At 38.0% G+C, this 18,271-nt stretch carries 13 protein-coding genes and 1 pseudogene; all 14 read right to left on the minus strand.

Annotated features, from left to right (window positions below):
- Positions 1–198: 198 nt before the first annotated feature.
- Positions 199–1,303 (minus strand): peptide chain release factor 2 gene (prfB, locus tag C2I06_RS13800; protein WP_123258225.1). Its coding sequence is split into 2 segments (ribosomal slippage): positions 199–1,230 and positions 1,232–1,303, totalling 1,104 coding nucleotides; the frame shifts between segments, so codons are not numbered across the junction.
- A gap of 287 nt (positions 1,304–1,590) precedes the next feature.
- On the minus strand, positions 1,591–4,110 hold the full coding sequence (gene secA / locus C2I06_RS13805; RefSeq protein ID WP_095330302.1) for a preprotein translocase subunit SecA: 2,520 nt from the start codon (positions 4,108–4,110) through the stop codon (positions 1,591–1,593).
- A gap of 410 nt (positions 4,111–4,520) precedes the next feature.
- Entirely contained in the window at positions 4,521–5,453 is a 933-nt protein-coding gene (locus tag C2I06_RS13810) for a Gfo/Idh/MocA family protein (protein WP_095330301.1), read from the minus strand.
- Between the two features lie 774 nt (positions 5,454–6,227).
- A pseudogene (locus C2I06_RS13820) lies at positions 6,228–6,395 on the minus strand (Gfo/Idh/MocA family protein); the annotation flags it as partial.
- A 19-nt stretch (positions 6,396–6,414) separates the two neighbouring features.
- The gene (locus tag C2I06_RS13825) at positions 6,415–7,569 is read right to left on the minus strand and encodes a Gfo/Idh/MocA family protein (RefSeq protein ID WP_095330300.1); all 1,155 of its coding nucleotides are present in this window, start codon (positions 7,567–7,569) and stop codon (positions 6,415–6,417) included.
- Between the two features lie 186 nt (positions 7,570–7,755).
- A complete protein-coding gene (locus tag C2I06_RS13830) occupies positions 7,756–8,649 on the minus strand; it encodes an ABC transporter permease (RefSeq protein ID WP_047943901.1) in 894 nt (297 codons plus the stop codon).
- Positions 8,650–8,666: 17 nt separating this feature from the next.
- The gene (locus C2I06_RS13835) at positions 8,667–9,530 is read right to left on the minus strand and encodes an ABC transporter permease (protein ID WP_164463699.1); all 864 of its coding nucleotides are present in this window, start codon (positions 9,528–9,530) and stop codon (positions 8,667–8,669) included.
- Positions 9,531–9,534: 4 nt separating this feature from the next.
- The gene (locus tag C2I06_RS13840) at positions 9,535–10,665 is read right to left on the minus strand and encodes an ABC transporter ATP-binding protein (RefSeq protein ID WP_095330297.1); all 1,131 of its coding nucleotides are present in this window, start codon (positions 10,663–10,665) and stop codon (positions 9,535–9,537) included.
- A 60-nt stretch (positions 10,666–10,725) separates the two neighbouring features.
- Positions 10,726–11,895, minus strand: coding sequence for an extracellular solute-binding protein (locus tag C2I06_RS13845; protein WP_123258226.1), 1,170 nt, complete (start codon positions 11,893–11,895; stop codon positions 10,726–10,728).
- Positions 11,896–12,442: 547 nt separating this feature from the next.
- The gene (locus C2I06_RS13850) at positions 12,443–14,521 is read right to left on the minus strand and encodes an alpha-glucuronidase family glycosyl hydrolase (RefSeq protein WP_123258227.1); all 2,079 of its coding nucleotides are present in this window, start codon (positions 14,519–14,521) and stop codon (positions 12,443–12,445) included.
- A gap of 77 nt (positions 14,522–14,598) precedes the next feature.
- Positions 14,599–15,285, minus strand: a complete 687-nt coding sequence (locus tag C2I06_RS13855; protein WP_249877893.1) for a GntR family transcriptional regulator — start codon at positions 15,283–15,285, stop codon at positions 14,599–14,601.
- A gap of 260 nt (positions 15,286–15,545) precedes the next feature.
- Positions 15,546–16,076: a chromate transporter gene (locus tag C2I06_RS13860; protein WP_123258228.1), complete on the minus strand. Its 531-nt coding sequence runs from the start codon at positions 16,074–16,076 to the stop codon at positions 15,546–15,548.
- Positions 16,073–16,636 carry a chromate transporter gene (locus tag C2I06_RS13865; RefSeq protein ID WP_123258229.1) on the minus strand — a complete coding sequence of 188 codons (564 nt, stop codon included), beginning with the start codon at positions 16,634–16,636 and terminating at the stop codon, positions 16,073–16,075. The genes C2I06_RS13860 and C2I06_RS13865 overlap by 4 nt, the downstream gene beginning before the upstream one ends.
- Before the next feature lie 24 nt (positions 16,637–16,660).
- Positions 16,661–18,271, minus strand: coding sequence for a gamma-glutamyltransferase family protein (locus C2I06_RS13870; RefSeq protein ID WP_123258230.1), 1,611 nt, complete (start codon positions 18,269–18,271; stop codon positions 16,661–16,663).

An 18,271-nucleotide genomic window follows, 5' to 3' on the forward strand; every position in this document is an offset into this window, starting at 1 on the left:
CTTTTAAATTATCCCACTTAAGTAAGACGAACAAACTGTAGAATAGTTTCATAAATTGGAAAAAATTATATGAAAAATATGTAAAAAATAGTGAATAGCTAGTGATAACGGATACATTTTCCTGAACTCCCAATAAAAAAGGCCAAATTCTAGGATAGATTAGCACATACTAATCCATCCAGAATTTGGCTTCATTTATTAAGCATTAATTTTTGAACGAAGATAAGCATTAATAAAGATATCAAGGTCACCATCCATAACAGATTGTGTATTCCCGACCTCTGTATTTGTGCGGTGATCTTTCACCATGGAATATGGATGGAAAACATAAGATCGGATTTGGCTGCCCCAACCGATTTCTTTTTGTTCTCCACGGATTTCCGCAAGCTTCTCTTCTTGCTCTTCAATTTTACGTTGATACAATTTCGCTTTTAACATCTTCATGGCTGTTTCTCTGTTTTTTATTTGGGAACGTTCTGTTTGACAGGAAACAACAACCCCTGTAGGAATATGTGTAATACGTACAGCAGAGTCCGTGGTGTTAATATGCTGACCACCCGCTCCACTTGCACGGTACGTATCAATTTTTAAATCTTCTGTGCGCACTTCGATTTCGATTTCATCATTAAACTCAGGCATTACATCACAAGAAACAAAGCTTGTATGTCTGCGTCCAGATGAATCAAATGGGGAAATACGAACTAAACGGTGCACCCCTTTTTCTGCTTTTAAGTACCCATAAGCATTATGGCCTTTAATTGCCAATGTTACACTTTTAATCCCAGCTTCATCCCCTGGCAAATAGTCCAAAGTTTCCACCTTGAAGCCTTTTTTCTCTGCATATCTTGTATACATACGTAATAGCATGCTGCCCCAGTCTTGAGACTCTGTTCCACCAGCTCCTGGATGAAGTTCCAAGATGGCATTGTTTTTATCATATGGTCCACTTAATAATAAATTTAATTCGAACTGGCTTAAACGACCAACTAATTCTGTAAGCTCCTCTTCTAACTCCGCACGAAGTTCAGCATCGTCTTCTTCTTTAACCAATTCATATGTCAACTCAAGATTTTCAAAAGTTTCCACTAATTTATAGAACTCATGAACTTGATCTTTTAATGCATTGCTTTCTGATATGACGGTCTGAGCAGCCTGCTGATCATTCCAGAAATCAGGATGAAGCATATCATCTTCTAACATAGCAATACGTGCCTCTTTGTTTTCTAAGTCAAAGAGACCCCCTAAAGTTTTCTAGTGTTACATTTATCTTTTCTAACTCATTACGAATATCTGCTAATTCCATTCATGTCACCCTTTATATAAATTATAGTACTAGGTAGTTTACTACTTCCTTTATGTATTATATGGCTTTTTGCAAAAAAATGCATGTTTTCCTGTTAATTTCATGGTGGATAATGTTTTTACTGGAGGAAAAAGAGAAATAGTTGTGCGTTTTTTTTATATGCTTGCGGCTTCTCCACCTTTACTTGCGACTCTCCCTTTCACCTACAAACTTGCTCCGCAAACCAAAACCAAGAAAAAAAAACTATCCTTCCTTAAAAGGAAAGATAGGCTGCTCACGAAATTCTTTTATAAATTTGCTCCATGGCAATTTTTATATTTCTTGCCGCTTCCACAGAAGCATGGTGCGTTACGTCCAATATCTAGTTGTTTTACTGCTGGCTTTTTCTTTGGTTTCTTGTCGCCGCCTTCTTCTTTCGGGTTTACTGCTTGGCCTTTTGCCACTTCTTCCCTTTCCAGATTATTGCGGATTTCTGCTTTCATGATATATTTAGCGACATCTTCTTCAATGGCAATAACCATTGCTTCAAACATAGCAAAACCTTCTGATTGATATTCACGAAGCGGGTCGATTTGTCCATATGCACGAAGGTGAATACCTTGGCGTAACTGATCCATTTGGTCAATATGGTCAATCCACTTGCTGTCTACTGCACGAAGCACGATAACTTTTTCAAATTCGCGCATTTGCTCAGGAGAAAGCTTCTCTTCTTTTTCATTATAGCTTTGTAGTACTTTCGCAAAAATGAATTCAACGATTTCATCGCCTTCTTTTCCGCGAAGATCACTTACTTCTACTTCGCCTTCGTTAAGAAGATTTCCACTTACATAATCCACGATCGCTTGTAAATCCCAGCTTTCTCTATCAGCATTATCTGGAGTATGCGCTTGGATATTTCTCTCTAATGATGATTTAATCATATTTTCTACAATAGAGCGCAGATTTTCCGAAGTTAATACCTCGTTACGTTGTGAGTAGATAATCTCACGTTGTTGACGAAGAACATCATCATATTGTAGCAATTGCTTACGTGAGTCAAAGTTATTTCCTTCAACACGTTTTTGGGCAGATTCTACAGCACGAGAGACCATTTTACTTTGAATTGGCTGAGAATCATCCATGCCTAGTCTTGTCATCATATTTTTCATATTATCGGAACCAAAACGGCGCATCAATTCATCTTCCATCGAAAGATAGAATTGTGTAACCCCTGGATCTCCTTGACGACCAGAACGACCACGAAGCTGATTATCAATACGTCTACTTTCATGACGCTCTGTACCGATAACGGCTAATCCGCCTAATTCTTTTACACCTTCACCAAGTTTAATATCCGTACCACGACCTGCCATGTTCGTTGCGATTGTGACGGAACCTTGTTCTCCGGCAGTTGCAATGATTTCCGCTTCTCTTTCATGGTTTTTCGCGTTCAAGACATTATGTGGAATGCCCTTTTTCGTCAAATATTTAGAAATAATTTCAGATGTTTCAATCGCAACTGTACCAACAAGTACTGGTTGGCCTTTTTTGTGGCGCTCCGCAATGTCCTCCACTACCGCTCTAAATTTCCCATCCATAGAAGCATAGATTAAATCTGCGCGGTCATCACGAACGATCTCACGATTTGTTGGAATAACAACAACGTTCATATTATAAATGTTGCGGAATTCTTCTTCTTCTGTTTTCGCTGTACCAGTCATCCCTGCAAGCTTTTCGTACATACGGAAATAGTTTTGGAATGTGATGGTTGCAAGGGTCATACTTTCATTTTGAATCTCTAAGTTTTCCTTTGCTTCAATTGCTTGATGCAAGCCATCGCTGTAGCGGCGACCTTTCATCAGACGACCTGTAAATTGGTCAACAATGACAATTTCGCCATCTTGAACCACATAGTCTACATCCTTATGCATACTTGCATGGGCTTTTAGCGCTTGGGTAATATGATGGTTAATCGCAACATTGGAAACATCAAAGAGGTTTTCAATTTGGAATACACGCTCTGCTTTGGACATTCCTTCTTCTGTTAATTGAACACCCTTTGTTTTTTCATCATACGTATAATCTTTTTCTGGTTTTAAGCTGCTGACAAAAATGTTGGCACGAACATAAAGCTGTGTTGATTTTTGCGCGGAACCGGAAATGATCAGCGGTGTACGTGCTTCATCAATTAAAATAGAATCGACTTCATCGATTACAGCATAATACAATGGTTTTTGTACCTTCTGCTCATTATAAAGAACCATGTTATCACGCAAATAGTCAAAACCAAACTCATTATTTGTTCCGTAAGTAATATCTGCATTATAAGCAGCTTGCTTATCTTCTCTTGAAAGGCCATTTAAGTTAAGCCCCACTGTTAAGCCAAGAAAATTATACAATTGTCCCATTTCTGCCGCATCACGAGTAGCAAGATATTCGTTGACTGTAACAACATGGACCCCTTTACCAGAGAGAGCATTTAAATATACAGGCATTGTCGCAGTTAACGTTTTACCTTCCCCCGTTTTCATCTCTGAAATATTACCTTCATGAAGGGATGCTCCCCCCATTAACTGGACAGGGTATGGATAAAGTCCAAGCACACGCTTTGCTGCTTCTCGAACAACTGCAAATGCTTCTACCAATAAGTCGTCTAATGTTTCACCTTTTTGGAATCGCGCCTTGAATTCTTCTGTTTTTCCCTTTAATTGCTCATCCGATAATGCTGCTGTTTCATCTGCAAGCAATTCAATCTTATCCGCAATTTTAGTTAATTTTTTAATATCGCGTTTGTTTTGATCAAATACTTTATTTAAAATTCCAAGCATTAAAAAACGCTCCTTTTTCTATTATAATGAGAAATCGCACTAGTTATTGGGAAGATTATCTTTTTATCATTAAAAACAGATGAAAAATATTTGTCTTCTTTGTTAACTTATCCTGTGATTTCATCCTTTAAAATCCATTTTTTGATTATTTATCTATAAGACTGACGTAATACTATATATTATAGAAGAAAAATGATCGCTAAATACCCATTTTTCTTTAAAATGAAACTAGTATCATCTATACATCTTACCATTTCCACAATAGCGTGACAACTTATACCTAGTAAAACAAAGCACTCTATCAAGCAAACGGACACAAAACAAATAAAACGAGAGGCATGAATATTATTCTGCACTCTCGTTTTATTTGTTTTGCCTATCGCCAATTCACTAACACTCTTTTAATCGACCTATTCGATTTTTATCGCTTTTTCCTGTGCTTCAATACATAATGCTGCAGCAGTAAAGGCATGTTCCTGTGTCATCGCATTTTCTGTGCCATTTATGCAATCTAAAATAAATTGACCGAAAAATGGATAGCCTACTTTACCGCTTAATTGATAGTATTTTTCTCCTTCTCCATTTACCAAAAATAAATGGTTCCCCTCCTTGCTGCGTGCTATATCAATATACTTTCGCACTTCAATATAGCCTTCTGTCCCAATAATTGTCACACGGCCATCTCCCCAAGTTCCCAGCCCATCCGGAGTAAACCAATCGACACGGAAATAAAAGGTAGCGCCATTATCTGCCACCAAGGTTGCATCCCCATAATCCTGAAATTCTGGGTATTGCTTATAGTGATAGTTAGCAACCGTACTATGGAGGACTTTCGCACTTTTCGCATTTGCATAATGCAAAAATTGCTCGATTTGATGACTGCCAATATCCGTTAAAATTCCGCCATATTGCTCTGGATCAAAGAACCAGTCAGGTCGGCTATTTACATTAGCACGATGTGGCCCTGTGCCCATTACAGAAATAACCCGGCCAATCGCTCCTTCTTCTATTAATTGACCAGCAAATACGGCACTTTCTACATGTAATCGTTCACTATAATAAATCCCCCATCTTAGACCTGTCTCTGCTACCTTTTGCTTTGCTTGCTCGACTTGTGCCATTGTAGTAAAAGCAGGTTTATCCACAAAATAGTGTTTCCCAGCATCTAATACTCTTAACCCTAGTGGGCCACGCTGGACTGGAATATTCGCACTTGCTACAAGCTGAATCGTTTTATCTTGGAGGATTTCCTCTTCTGACGCTGCTGCCCTTGCTTGTGGATAGATTTGGATAAATTTTTGCACTTTTTCAGCATATAGTGATAGGTAAACCTTTGAGGCCATCTCCAGCTTTTCCCCCACTTCACACCGTGCATGAGACTTTCATCTCACACGGCGTTCCATTGAAAATTCCAAAAGAATCGTGTGTTATTTATTATGTATCTAGCATTCTTGGAAATTTCCAACTAGAGCCTATCCCTCCCCCATTTATTATCATGGTTTCATAGGTACTGTGACTCCACTCTCACGAAAGGTTAATCTGTTTTAATAGGTTAGATTGTTCCCCTTTATATACAGAACTGCTTCATAAGCAGGTTAATGCCTCCACATCCTTCCGCTTTCCACGTTCCAATTTCTCTATCCTTCCCATATATCCTTAGGTCTCTCCTATGGTCCTGTATGTATAACTTGCCTGTAACAAGCTATGGGCTTTCATAATCCAGATTCTTACTTACCCACCCATACGATCGCAATTTTGCCACCTGCTGCATTTCTACAGCATTTATGTCTAGAACCGTACATTCGGAGATTTGTCAGTATATCCCTATTCATTCTAACCATAGATACTTTATGGACTCCCGGCATATAGGATACACCATCTACCGCTAGACAGCTTTCGTGATTGACAAGGAAAGCCCCTTATCAACTTACGGTATCTCTCTGCCGACTTCACCGAGCTTCATACCAATCTATTTAACCATAGAAATGGCATGTCGGAGTATTAGAGTAGGCGTTTCAGAGCGTTACCTCTTCATTCCACCTATCGAGAAATCAGTTCTCCTAAGGTGATTAAAGAACCTTAGTGTCTAACCTTTTCCGTTAGAAACGTGTCGCACCTGGATCATAAACAGCTACTAACGTGCCGCCTGCTTCTATTAATCCATTACACATCCCATAGATATGCCCATGGTCTAAGCCAATCGCAGCAAACAGAAATTCCCCTTCTTCGACTACCTTATTTACTTGACCTTTCGGCGCATAATTCATTCCATCATTTTTATTCACATTTTTCTCCTCCTTCATATTACTCATATTTACCGCCTACCGTAATATCATTATCTTCAAAATTTTCAACGGCTGTTTTCTTTTCGTAAAAATGAATTGCATTTGTCTGTGTACCTTCTCTTGTGTAGAATAAATTATCTTTTGTTAATGGCAGCTTAATGGTTTTCCCTGTACTCGCAGATTCATAGATTGCTGAAATAAGCTCAAGTGTTTGTCTGCCTTGTTCTCCATCTACTAGCACTGCTGTTCCTTGTTCCAACGCTGTTAACACATCATCGATTTGACCAGGGTGCCCTTCATATGGAATATCATCTAGCTGCTCATAATAGCGCTGAATTTTTTCTTCCAGTTCTGTATCCGCTACTGGAAAGCCATTTCCCTTTGATTTAGACGCTTTTACTTTCCATGGTACGGAGACTCTAGCATTTTTACCCTGAAAGATTAACTGCTGTTCTTCTCCATGATGGATAACAGAGCTTGTTATTTGTGCAAGGCTGCCATCATCATAACGGCAAATAGCAACAGAAATATCCTCTACTTCCGCATTATCATGAGAGGCATTACTCATCACAGCAGTTACCTCTGAAGGCATTCCATTCATCCATTTAAAAATATCAATATGATGGACTGCATGATTTAAGGTACAACCACCACCCTCTTTTTCCCAAGTACCTCGCCACCATAAATCATAATAGCTATGCCCGCGCCACCAAAAGGAATCAACCTGTGTATGGACAATTGGTCCCATCATTTTCGTATCAAGTACGCTCTTTAACTTCATCATTGGACTTTGAAAACGATTTTGCGAAATAACGGACAATAACTTGTCATTTCTTTCTGCCGCTGCATTCATGGCATCACACTCTTCTAAAGAAGAAGCCATTGGTTTTTCCACCAATACATTTTTTCCAGCATCAAGAAAATCAATGGCAATTTTTGCATGAGTATAAGGCGGCGTACACACCGAAACTAAATCAATGTCTGTTCGCTCCAGCATCATTTGATAGTCTTCGTACACGGTTGCATTCAAATGGAATTCTTCGGCCTGTTTTTTTGCCTTTTCAGGATACAAATCACATAAGGCAACAATCCTACAGCGCTCAGGAAATTGTTGATATGCTTCAATATGAGCAGATGAAATAGCTCCTGAACCGATAATAGCTACATTTAGCACAAAACCCTCTCCTTTTCCTTAATCTATTTATTCTTGTTAAAAGAGATTTAGAATTGTTAATCTCCTCGAAATACCTTCTTAACGTTTCATATAAGTCTAGCAGTCTTCTTTGTTTGAAATGCTTCTAAGTAATTCTATGCGACTATTTCACATAAATATTTTTTTCGAAATCAGCGAATTACCATTTTATTTTTTACCAAGCCGTCTTTGGGTAAAGCTGGAAATCCATAAGCTTATAAAAGCAAATAACAATAAGGGAAACATTAATGTTAATGCTAGTGAATTAAGCATTGGCTGCGGCTGGGAACCTGCTCCTTGAAGGACACTAAATACCATGACACTTAATGTCTGTGTCTTCGGTCCGGAGATTAATAGGATAATGGTAAATGTGCTAAACATACGAATGAAAATATTAATGGCAGAAGCCGTTAACCCAGGGACTAATTGCGGGATAACAATTCTACTAAATAATTTAAATTTAGTTGCACCTAAGGATTCAGCAGCCCATTCCAATCTTGGATCCAGCGACTCCATAAATGGAAGCAAAATGAAAACAGAAAACGGAATACCGACAATTAAGTTAACTAATATTAAGCCAGGAATTGTTTCCGCTAGACCTGTTGAATAAAAAATGGAAGCAACAGGTATAGCATAAACAAGTTCTGGTAAGGTAAAAGGCATCTGAAAGAAACTAATCAAGCCTTCTTTAAAAGGAAATGACTTACGCCCCAATACATATGCAGTTGGAATACTTAGCAACAATGATATAATGGTCGCAGTTACAACAATTTGTAAGGTTATTTTATAAAAATGCCCTATTTCATAAACCTGCCAAGCCTGAACAAACCAGTCCACTGTGTACCCCGCTGGAAGGAAAGTACCATACCATTCTGTTCCAAAGGCAGTTAATAATACCGCGATCGTCATCCCAATAATGGAGGTAATACATACTATTATTAAAAGCCATGTTAGAAATTTATAGAGTAGTTTGAGTAATCCTGCCACTTTACTGTTCTTAGGTACACTTGCTTCCGTAGGATTGTTTATACCACCCTTTATGGTATTCTCCACAATTCTCACTACATCTCACCTCTTTGTTATTTAAATGTACTTGCTGAACCGACGAATCCTCGTTTACGTAATGCAAACACAATTGCCAGGATTACTAATTGCGTAATTGCCATTACTACAGCAACTGTATTAGCCATACTGTAGTTAAAGTTTCGCATCGCCTCTTCGAAAGCAACTACAGCAAATGTCCGGGTTGCCGATGCAGGGTTACCTACAATCACGGCAGAGGTATACACACCAATCTGCATAATAATATTTAAAGCAAATACTCTTAAAACCCCACCACGAATAAGTGGATAAAATACTCGTCTAAATGTAACCCATTCGCTGGCACCAAGCGATCTGGAAGCCTTTTCTAAATTTGGGTCAATGGAATCCATCATCCCGATGAAATTAGTAGCAAGGAATGCCACACCCAAAATAACACAAGCAATAAATGCACCAGTATAGTTATAGACAAGTCTGACTGGCTCATCAATAAGGCCAATTTGTAAAAGAATCGTGTTGAACCAGCCTGTTGGCTTGAAAAATGAAATAATCGCCATATCAATAATTAAGGAACCTAATGTAAGGGGGAAAATAATTAATCCGGCAATTATTCCTTTGCCCTTCATCTTTCCTCTTATATAATAGGTAATCGCGAAAGCAATAAATAGCTCTAGAAATGCTGCTGGAATCACTAAAGCAAGCGTTCGAAAAATAGTTTGATAATAATCTGGATTTGTAAAAAACTCAATATAGTTACCCATCGTGAAATGAGAGGTTCCATTTTCTTGGAACGTCATCATAATCCCTCTTATTAAGGGATAAACAAATATCAAAAGTACTGGAAGCAGACTCGGCAGAAGCATTAAATAATCACTTTTTTTCGGTTTTGCCTGATGATTCATGTTTTCACCCCTCATCCAAAATAATAATCTTAGCGGGATTCAAATATAGCTTTACTTTTTGGTGGGCCTTATAAGGATCCAGCCCTAAAACACTGGTCTTCAAAATAGAACCATCTTTGGTTTTAATTTCATAGCCAGTAGTGCTTCCAACATAATCCCCAACCAATATCTCCCCTTCTATTACATTGGCTCCGATTCGATCATTTGAGACAATTTCAATCATTTCTGGCTTAATTGTTAGAAGTACACTATCCCCTACCTGATGGCGACCATCCCCTTTTATTTCCAAACGAAGCTTTGCATCTGATTCAAAAATAAAGTGATCATTATTTTTACTGACAATTTTTCCTTTAATAAAGTTAGCGTAGCCTAAGAAATTGGCAACAAAGTGATTTTTAGGCTTTCCGAAAATTTCCTTTGGAGTGCCTAGCTGTTGAATTTCCCCTTTAGACATTACTGCTATTTTGGTGGAAAGCGACAATGCTTCTTCTTGATCATGTGTTACATAAATGGTGGTGATCGCTAGTTCATCATGAATTTTTTTAATTTGAATTCGCATATCTTTACGAAGCTTTGCATCCAAATTACTTAATGGTTCATCTAATAATAGAACCTTTGGGCGAATAACTAGTGCTCTTGCAAGGGCAACACGCTGCTGCTGTCCTCCACTTAACTCTTTAATAAATCTATTTTCCAGTCCATTTAGCTGAACCATCTCCACTGCTTCTTGTACTCTGCGCTTTTTTTCCTTTTTTTCTACTTTGCGCATATCTAAACCAAATGCGATGTTTTGAGAAACAGTCATATGAGGAAATAAAGCGTAGTTCTGAAAAACCATGCCAATATCTCGCCTATTCATAGCAATATGATTAATCGGAGAGCCATTAAATAGAATATCTCCTGAAGTCGGCTCAAGGGTTCCTAATACCATCGATAAAATAGTTGTTTTCCCACAGCCGCTCGGTCCAAGGAATGTCATAAATTCGCCGCTTTCAATGGTCAAATTCGCATTATTCACAGCTGTTGATTCACCAAATTGTTTTGTTAAATTCTTGATTTCAACCTTTGTACTTGTCGTATTCTTGATTGCTTTAGATGCTGCCGACTCCGTATTTGCCAATACTGATTGTTCCATACTAATTCTCCTCCTTCTCTCCCTAGTCTCTAGCAAACAAGAGACTAGGGAAAATACTTCCTATTTGAGTGCTTGAATTTTTTCTTCCCAAAGACCGTATAATTCATTGGTCTCTTCTAAGTCTGGGAATAGTATCCATTCTCCGTCTGGAACTTTCATTTTGTCGCCTTCTTTAAACTCTGGCATTACGGACTCCACTAGAGTTTCATATGATTTTTGATATTTAGGTTCTAGCATATCAGGTGTTGCTAGACTATTTGCTGGAAGGAAGCCTCGAACATATCCTTGTGCTTGTATTTCCTTCGAAGTAGCAAACTTTAGAAACTCGAGCGCAGCATTTTTACGATCTTCTGGTAAATCTTTTACCATTACATAAAATTGAGAATCGATAACTTGTTTGGCATCCTCCAATTTCACAGCTTCAATATGCGGCGGGATTGTTTTAATCGCTTTATTATCCGCATACCAGAATGGGATGTGCGGTACAATATCTACTGCTCCCTCATAAAGAAGATCAAAGGAGTCAGATGTTTTTGCTGGGTAGTATTCAATCGTTTCTCCAATTTCTTCTAAATAATCCCACGTTTTATCTAATGAGCTTGGATTATTTAAATCTTCTCCCATTGCTTGAATAAGACCAAAGAAGAATCCTCGTGCTGGACCACTAGATGGAACTGCAGGGTATGTAAATTTTCCTGGATTTTCTTTAATCCACTTTCTTAATTCTTCATATGTTTTCGGTGGGTTTTTAACTGTTTTTGTGTTATACATCAAGATAGGACCACCAGAACCAGTTGTAACTGGTGCACCATAGCCTTCGAATTTATCAATATACTCCTGACCAATTTCATTCCATTCTGCAGAATGAGTCTCTTCTGAGTATTCGGGTAATATCTTTTCCCATAAGCCTTCTTTAATGCCAAGTGGAAGACCATCTAAACCAGTCACCACTAGATCAATGGTTCCATTTTTACCTTGTGTTTTTATTTTGTTGATTACTTCTTGGGGTGTACCTCGACCATATTCCACGTTGTATTTTCCATCTGTTGCTTCTTCAAACATCGGTATAACAATATCCTTATAGTATTCATCTCCACCAGCGGCCGAATAAATCGTAAGCGTTATTTTACCATTTTTTCCTCCAGAACTTTTTTCAGCTCCTCCGCATGCAGATAGTAATAAACTAATTGTCATGATTATTGTTAAAAAAGGCCATCTATGCTTTTTCAAAATAATCCCCCCAATTCTCCTGTATTATTAATGCTCGCAAATAAAAATGCAGAATTGTTACTGGACTAAGATGTATTTTGTTTCCCCTTCTAAGAATCACCCCCTTTAAGTAACCTCGGCATCGTATAACGCTAAAATAATTGCAAACGATTACAATTATACAAATTCAAGATATTCGTTCTATATCCTTCTTTTACTCAAGAAGAATATACTAGTATGGCAGTTTGAAGTTTAATTATTATTTATCGTAAGATTTATGCTTAAAGTTTACGATTCTATTTTGAAAGATCTTTGCGCTGTGTAAACAATGGGAGAAATGATTTGTTTTAAAACTACTGTTAAATGAATCTGTTTTATTCAAAAAGGGTGGTTTTTTGGATGCTTTAGCTTTCACGATTTAACTTCCTCTATTAAACATGATCAATCAGTGGAGTTGTTGCCCCCCACTAATTGAAAGGTGACCAAATTGGTCTTTAAGCGCAGCTGTTCCTCCACCTTTGTTTTCTTTAGGTGTAAAAGTCGATTTTGCGGGGAAGAGTGGTACTAATTAATAGATCATTCTATTTTTTTCGTCGGCAATTCCTGATTTTCTATAAAAATACGTATTAATGCGATCACACCATTCTTTTGCATTTTCTAACTGCAGCTGTAAACGTTCTTGCACATTTTTAAAAATCCAATCCTCTACTTTTCCTTCTAATTCATGCCATTTCTTAATAAACATCGCCACTTCTTCTACCCCTTGAAAATGGGTATTATAAATATGCTGAATGACCGTCTCTCCAGAATTAAGTTTATGTAAGTATGGGACATGGTGGAAAAATAGCAGAAGCTCATCTGGACAATCTTCTAAAGAATTGTATCGTTGTGCATTTGGTCCAAAATATTGCCCTGCGTAGCCAGTTCCCGTTTCCATTGTACGATCTACCCCAATTCCATCACGATCTGCAAAGTGATAGGTACCCCATTTGGAATATTCGTATCCGTCAACATTCGGACCATAATGATGATCTGGATTAACCATCCAGCCAACACCAAGGGGGGCAGTATAATTTTCATATGTGTTCCATGATGAAAGTAAAATCTCTTTAACAACACTTGCAACTTTTGGATTTTCCCCAAATGTTAATTGAATCCATTCATTTGTGATTGTTTCTGTCGTTAAGTCAGGATTCCATGTTAATCTGCCAAAGCCATAAAGATTTGCCTGTGCTAAAGTATTTCCAGTCCAATTTATATCATTGCCAATATTGGAGACAGCAGCAATGCCACTATGGCTATAGTTATAAAGTGTGCCAGCTACGATTGATTTAACGGTCGATCCTTCTCCATCCGAATAGGTATCAAAATCTAGCACCTCTTTCCATTGTGGTACTAAATAGCAAACATCCTTCTGTTGACCGGTATATTCCTGTGCAATTTGAAATTCCACAACTTGATTTGTTTCCTTCATAGCACCTATTAGTGGAGAGATTGGTTCCCGCACTTGAAAATCCATGGGTCCGTTTTTAATTTGTAAAATGACATTATCAAGAAACTGCCCATCAAGCGGCTTAAAATGATCATACGCAGCTCTGGCACGATCTGTTTTTCTATCACGCCAATCCTGTAAGCAATTATAGACAAAACAACGCCATACTACTTTTCCATTAAAAGGCTGTAATGCTCGTGCTAAAACATTTGCCCCCTCAACATGGCCTCTTCCATAACTGAATGGTCCCGGTCTGCCCTCTGAATCTGCCTTCACCACAAAACCGCCGAAATCAGGGATATAGCGATAAATTTCTTCTGCCTTTCTCGCCCACCACTTTTCTACCTCTTTATCAAGTGGATCAGCAGTCGCCAGGTTTCCTAACTCTATTGGACTAGCAAAGTTTATACTTAAATAGGTAGTTATTCCATAAGACCTTAAAATATTTGCTACCTCTTTTACTTTAGGTAAAAACTCCTTTGTAAGCAATTTCGTTTCTACCTTCCATACATTAACATTATTAATAGAAATAGCATTGACACCTACAGATGATAAAAGACGAGCATAATCCTTTACCCTTGTTAAATCCTCATTGAAATCGTTATCATTAAAAAAGATTGATTTTCCAGAATAACCACGTTCAATGGATCCGTTCATGTTATCCCATTGATTCATCATCCTCAACTGATTCTGCGGTGCTTCCTTTATTTCTAAGCCAATTAACGGCTCTTCTTGCTGTAAAATTCTTAAGAAATGAAAAGCTGCATATAATGCGCCTCTATCTGTTTTTCCAATTAATAACATCTGTTTATTATCTTCAGTGGTTTTTAATAAATAGCCTTCCTCATTTAAGTCATCAAATAACGTGGATGAAATTCCGTAATCATTTAAGTTAACGCTTTCATATGTACCTAAAATAATAGAGCTTTTCTTTGAAGTATATGGTTGAAGAGTTGGATTAACGTCTAACATGGATTTAATTGCATTCTGGAGTTCCCTTGCAGCAGAATTAATAATGGGTGTATCTTCTGCTATTCCAATCATAGAGGCGATATTACTGTATTGATGAGCGTTTTCTATTTTACGATACTGTAGCCAACAATGATAACTATTGGTTACGAATTGTTGATTTTCTTTATCCACCATTTTTTCCATTTACTTAATCCTCCTATAATTAACCAATAAAGATTGATTAAAATTCTGTGAAAAGGTTAGGTTAGATTCTGTTCATTTTAACGAAAATAATCAGGATACGTCTTCTTTAGTTCCTCTTTCTCAAAGTTAACTAAGTTTAAATGTATTCCTATTAGTTTTTCTGCTTCACTTGCTTTCTTTTCCTTTATAAACTGAAAAATATCTTTATGCTGAGAAACAAGCATATCCCATTCCAGATTGGATTCCACTCGAAGCACACGCAAGCGGTCAAAGTGACTATTCATTTTTCTAATCATCTTCCAAGTTCTCAGCTTGTTACATCCCTCAAATAATAAACGATGGAACTGATCATCCAATTCCAATAATTGATGGTAGGATTGATTTTTTAAGCATAATTCCTGCATGGCAATATTAGATTCCAATTTAAATAACTGCTCTTGTTTAAAAACCTGACAAGCTTCTTTCACAACTGCTTTCTCCATATTTTCCCGGACAAACCTTGCTTCTTCCACAAGCTCTAAATCAATCAAGGAAACAATCGTACCAATTTGCGGATATATCCCCAGCAAATCTTCTTGTGACAGCTTTAAGAAGGCCTCTCTTACAGGCGTACGACTTACATTTAACTCACTTGCGATTTCTTGTTCAGAAATCTTTAGCCCTGGTTTTAACTCTAATTCTGTAATTCTATTTTTTAATGATTCATACACAAAATCTCTGGTAGAGATATTTTCCTTTTTCCAAATCGAAACGATTATACTCACCTTTTCCTCGGTATTCTAATCATACTAGTATGGTAGTTCGTATTTTCATTATAAAAGGACTCCCTTGGAATTTCAATCCTTTTTATTAGACTAATTTTGCATTTCTGACTATTTAAATTTTTATGATATAGGGAAAATAGGCGGTTGCAGTTTGGAATGAAGAATTAAAATTTTTAAAATTATCTCAATTGCATTAAACTATGAACGTTAACAATATCAAAAAACTCCCATATTAATAGGGAGTTTTTCTGCATTTTCATTTAATCCAAGAATATTGCTCCATACACTAGAGAACCCGCTATCACATAAGCTGGATGAACCTTAACCTTTTCCAATAAAATCAGGCTGACAGCTCCAAGAAATACAGTTTGCAAGATTCCTATTCCATGATAAGAATTCTGGAAAAAACTAATCGTCATCATGGCGAGTAAGACAGCAATCACAGGTCTCACTAAGTTTGTCAGCAAACTTACTTTAGGTGAATCTTTAAAATTCATTAACAGCCGTAATAAGGCAATCATTAATAATAAGGACGGTGCAACCGTTGCAAAAACCCCAATACTCGCACCAATTATTCCACCTTCTTGATATCCAATATAACCTGCCATTTTAGTCGCGATCGGGCCTGGCAGTGCATTTCCCATTGCCAGTATTTCACTAAATTCATTTTCGGTTACCCAGCCATACCGATCGACCACTTCTTTTTCCACTAAAGGGATCGATGCTGGTCCCCCTCCATAGCCAAGAATACCCGGAAGAAAAAATGCCAAAAAAATATGCCAAAAAATCATGACGCTTTCACCTCTTTCACTTCCTCTTTTTGCTTCTTGCTAAGTAGAGAGACGACAATGACAACTCCAATGACAATCGCGGGATGGATTTGGAGAAGGACTAAAAGAATAAGACTTGCGGCCATCAACCCAATAGTCATCTTCAGACGAAAATGACTATTTACTTTCTTTAGAAAGTCTACTGTCAATACCCCTAGCATTACACCAACCACAGGAACAACAGCCTTTGTCATTCCTAATACCCAAGGCTTATCTTTAAAGGAATTTAAAAAAGTTAATAAAACAATCATTAATAATATCGTCGGAACAACAGATGCAATAATAGCGTTTATCATCCCGAATACGCCCTTTACTTGCCAGCCAATATAACCAGCCATTTTCGTGGCAATTGGTCCTGGCAACGCATTTCCTAATGCCAAAACATCAGAAAACTCATCATCTGTCATCCATTTATATTTATCCACTACTTCGTTTTTTACAAGAGGAATTGAAGAAGGACCACCGCCATATCCTAAAATCCCTACCCGAAAAAAAGCAAGAAATAGATGCCAATGTGTCATAAACTCAACAACCTTTCTGCAGCTTTACCAGGAGGCAATCGTTCCATCTGTTCTTGATTCTGTTCCTCCAATTAATACACCTGTTTCTTCATCTCTCCAGATAATCTGTCCTCTGCCGAAATGTCCAAACTCTGTAGCCGTTTGAATCTCATGTCCCCGCCTTGCAAGTGCTTGAGCTAAATAGTTAGGAAAATGCGGCTCTACTAGTATCTTCTTCCCTTCCGTCCACTGCCAGCGCGGCGCATCTAAAGCCGCTTGTGGATTCAAATGAAAGTCGATTGTATTGGTGACAATTTGGAAATGACCTTGTGGCTGCATATAACCGCCCATCACCCCAAAAGGTCCGATTGGCTTATTATCTTTCGTAAGGAATCCAGGGATAATTGTATGATAGGTTCTTTTCCCCGGTTTTAATGCATTGGGATGAGCTGGATCGAGGGAAAAATCATGCCCCCTGTTTTGCATGCTAATCCCTGTTCCGGGAATGACAATTCCTGAGCCGAAGCCCATGTAATTACTTTGAATATAGGAAATCATATTTCCTTCTTCATCTGCTGCGGCTAAGTAAACCGTTCCTCCCTTTGGAGGTGATAGCGGTTCAGGTGTAATGGCTTGGTCGCCAATTTTTTTTCTTCTTAAAGCAGCATATTCTTCGCTTAATAATTCCTTTACTGTATGAGGCATTTCCTTTTCATCGGTAATAAATGCTTTTCCATCCGTAAATGCAAGCTTCATTGCTTCTATATGTTTATGGTATGTATCAACAGAATCCTTCTCTGTTAACTTGAAGCCTTTAGCAATATTAAGTGCCATTAATGCGACCAATCCTTGCCCGTTCGGCGGGATTTCCCAAACATCATAACCTTTATAAGAAACAGAAATTGGCTCCACCCATTCAGGATAATAACGCTCTAAATCTTCTTTTTGAAGATAGCCATTATGCTCTTTCATAAACTGTGCTATTTTATCAGCTAATTCCCCACGATAAAAGCTCTCTGCATTTGTTTCTGCAATAGAGCGCAATGTAGAAGCATGACCTGGTGATGACCAAATCTCCCCAATTTGTGGTGCTTTTCTATTAGGAGTAAACGTATCAAACCAAGGCGTATATTCATCTCCTTGAAAACTTTCTTTAAAGCGATTATAGGCCAGATTCCAATACTTTCCGAGAGTTGGGCTAACTGGATAGCCTTCTTCAGCAAGACGAATAGCTGGTGCCAATGCTTCTTTCAAAGGTAATTTCCCAAACTTTTCTGAAAGTGACGCCCAGGCAGATGGAACACCTGGTACTGTTACTGGAATAACGCCATAAGTTGGTATCTTTTCTAGCCCTTTTGCTTTTAACGAATCAATGGAAATAGAGCTTGGTGCAGGTCCGCTCGCATTTAATCCATGCAGCTTATCCTTGAACCATACAAGTGCAAAGGAATCTCCGCCGATTCCATTAGAAGTTGGTTCCACTACTGTTAATGCCGCGGCTGTTGCAATTGCTGCATCAATCGCATTTCCGCCCTTTTGTAAAATCTCTAAACCAGCTTGAGCAGCAAGAGGCTGCGACGTAGCAACCATTCCCCTTTTTGCAAAAACAGTATTTCGCTGAGAAGGATAAGGGTGATACAAGTAATCTAGTTTCAT

Source organism: Niallia circulans (assembly GCF_003726095.1).
In the GTDB taxonomy this organism is placed as follows: Bacteria; Bacillota; Bacilli; order Bacillales; family Cytobacillaceae; genus Niallia; species Niallia circulans_A.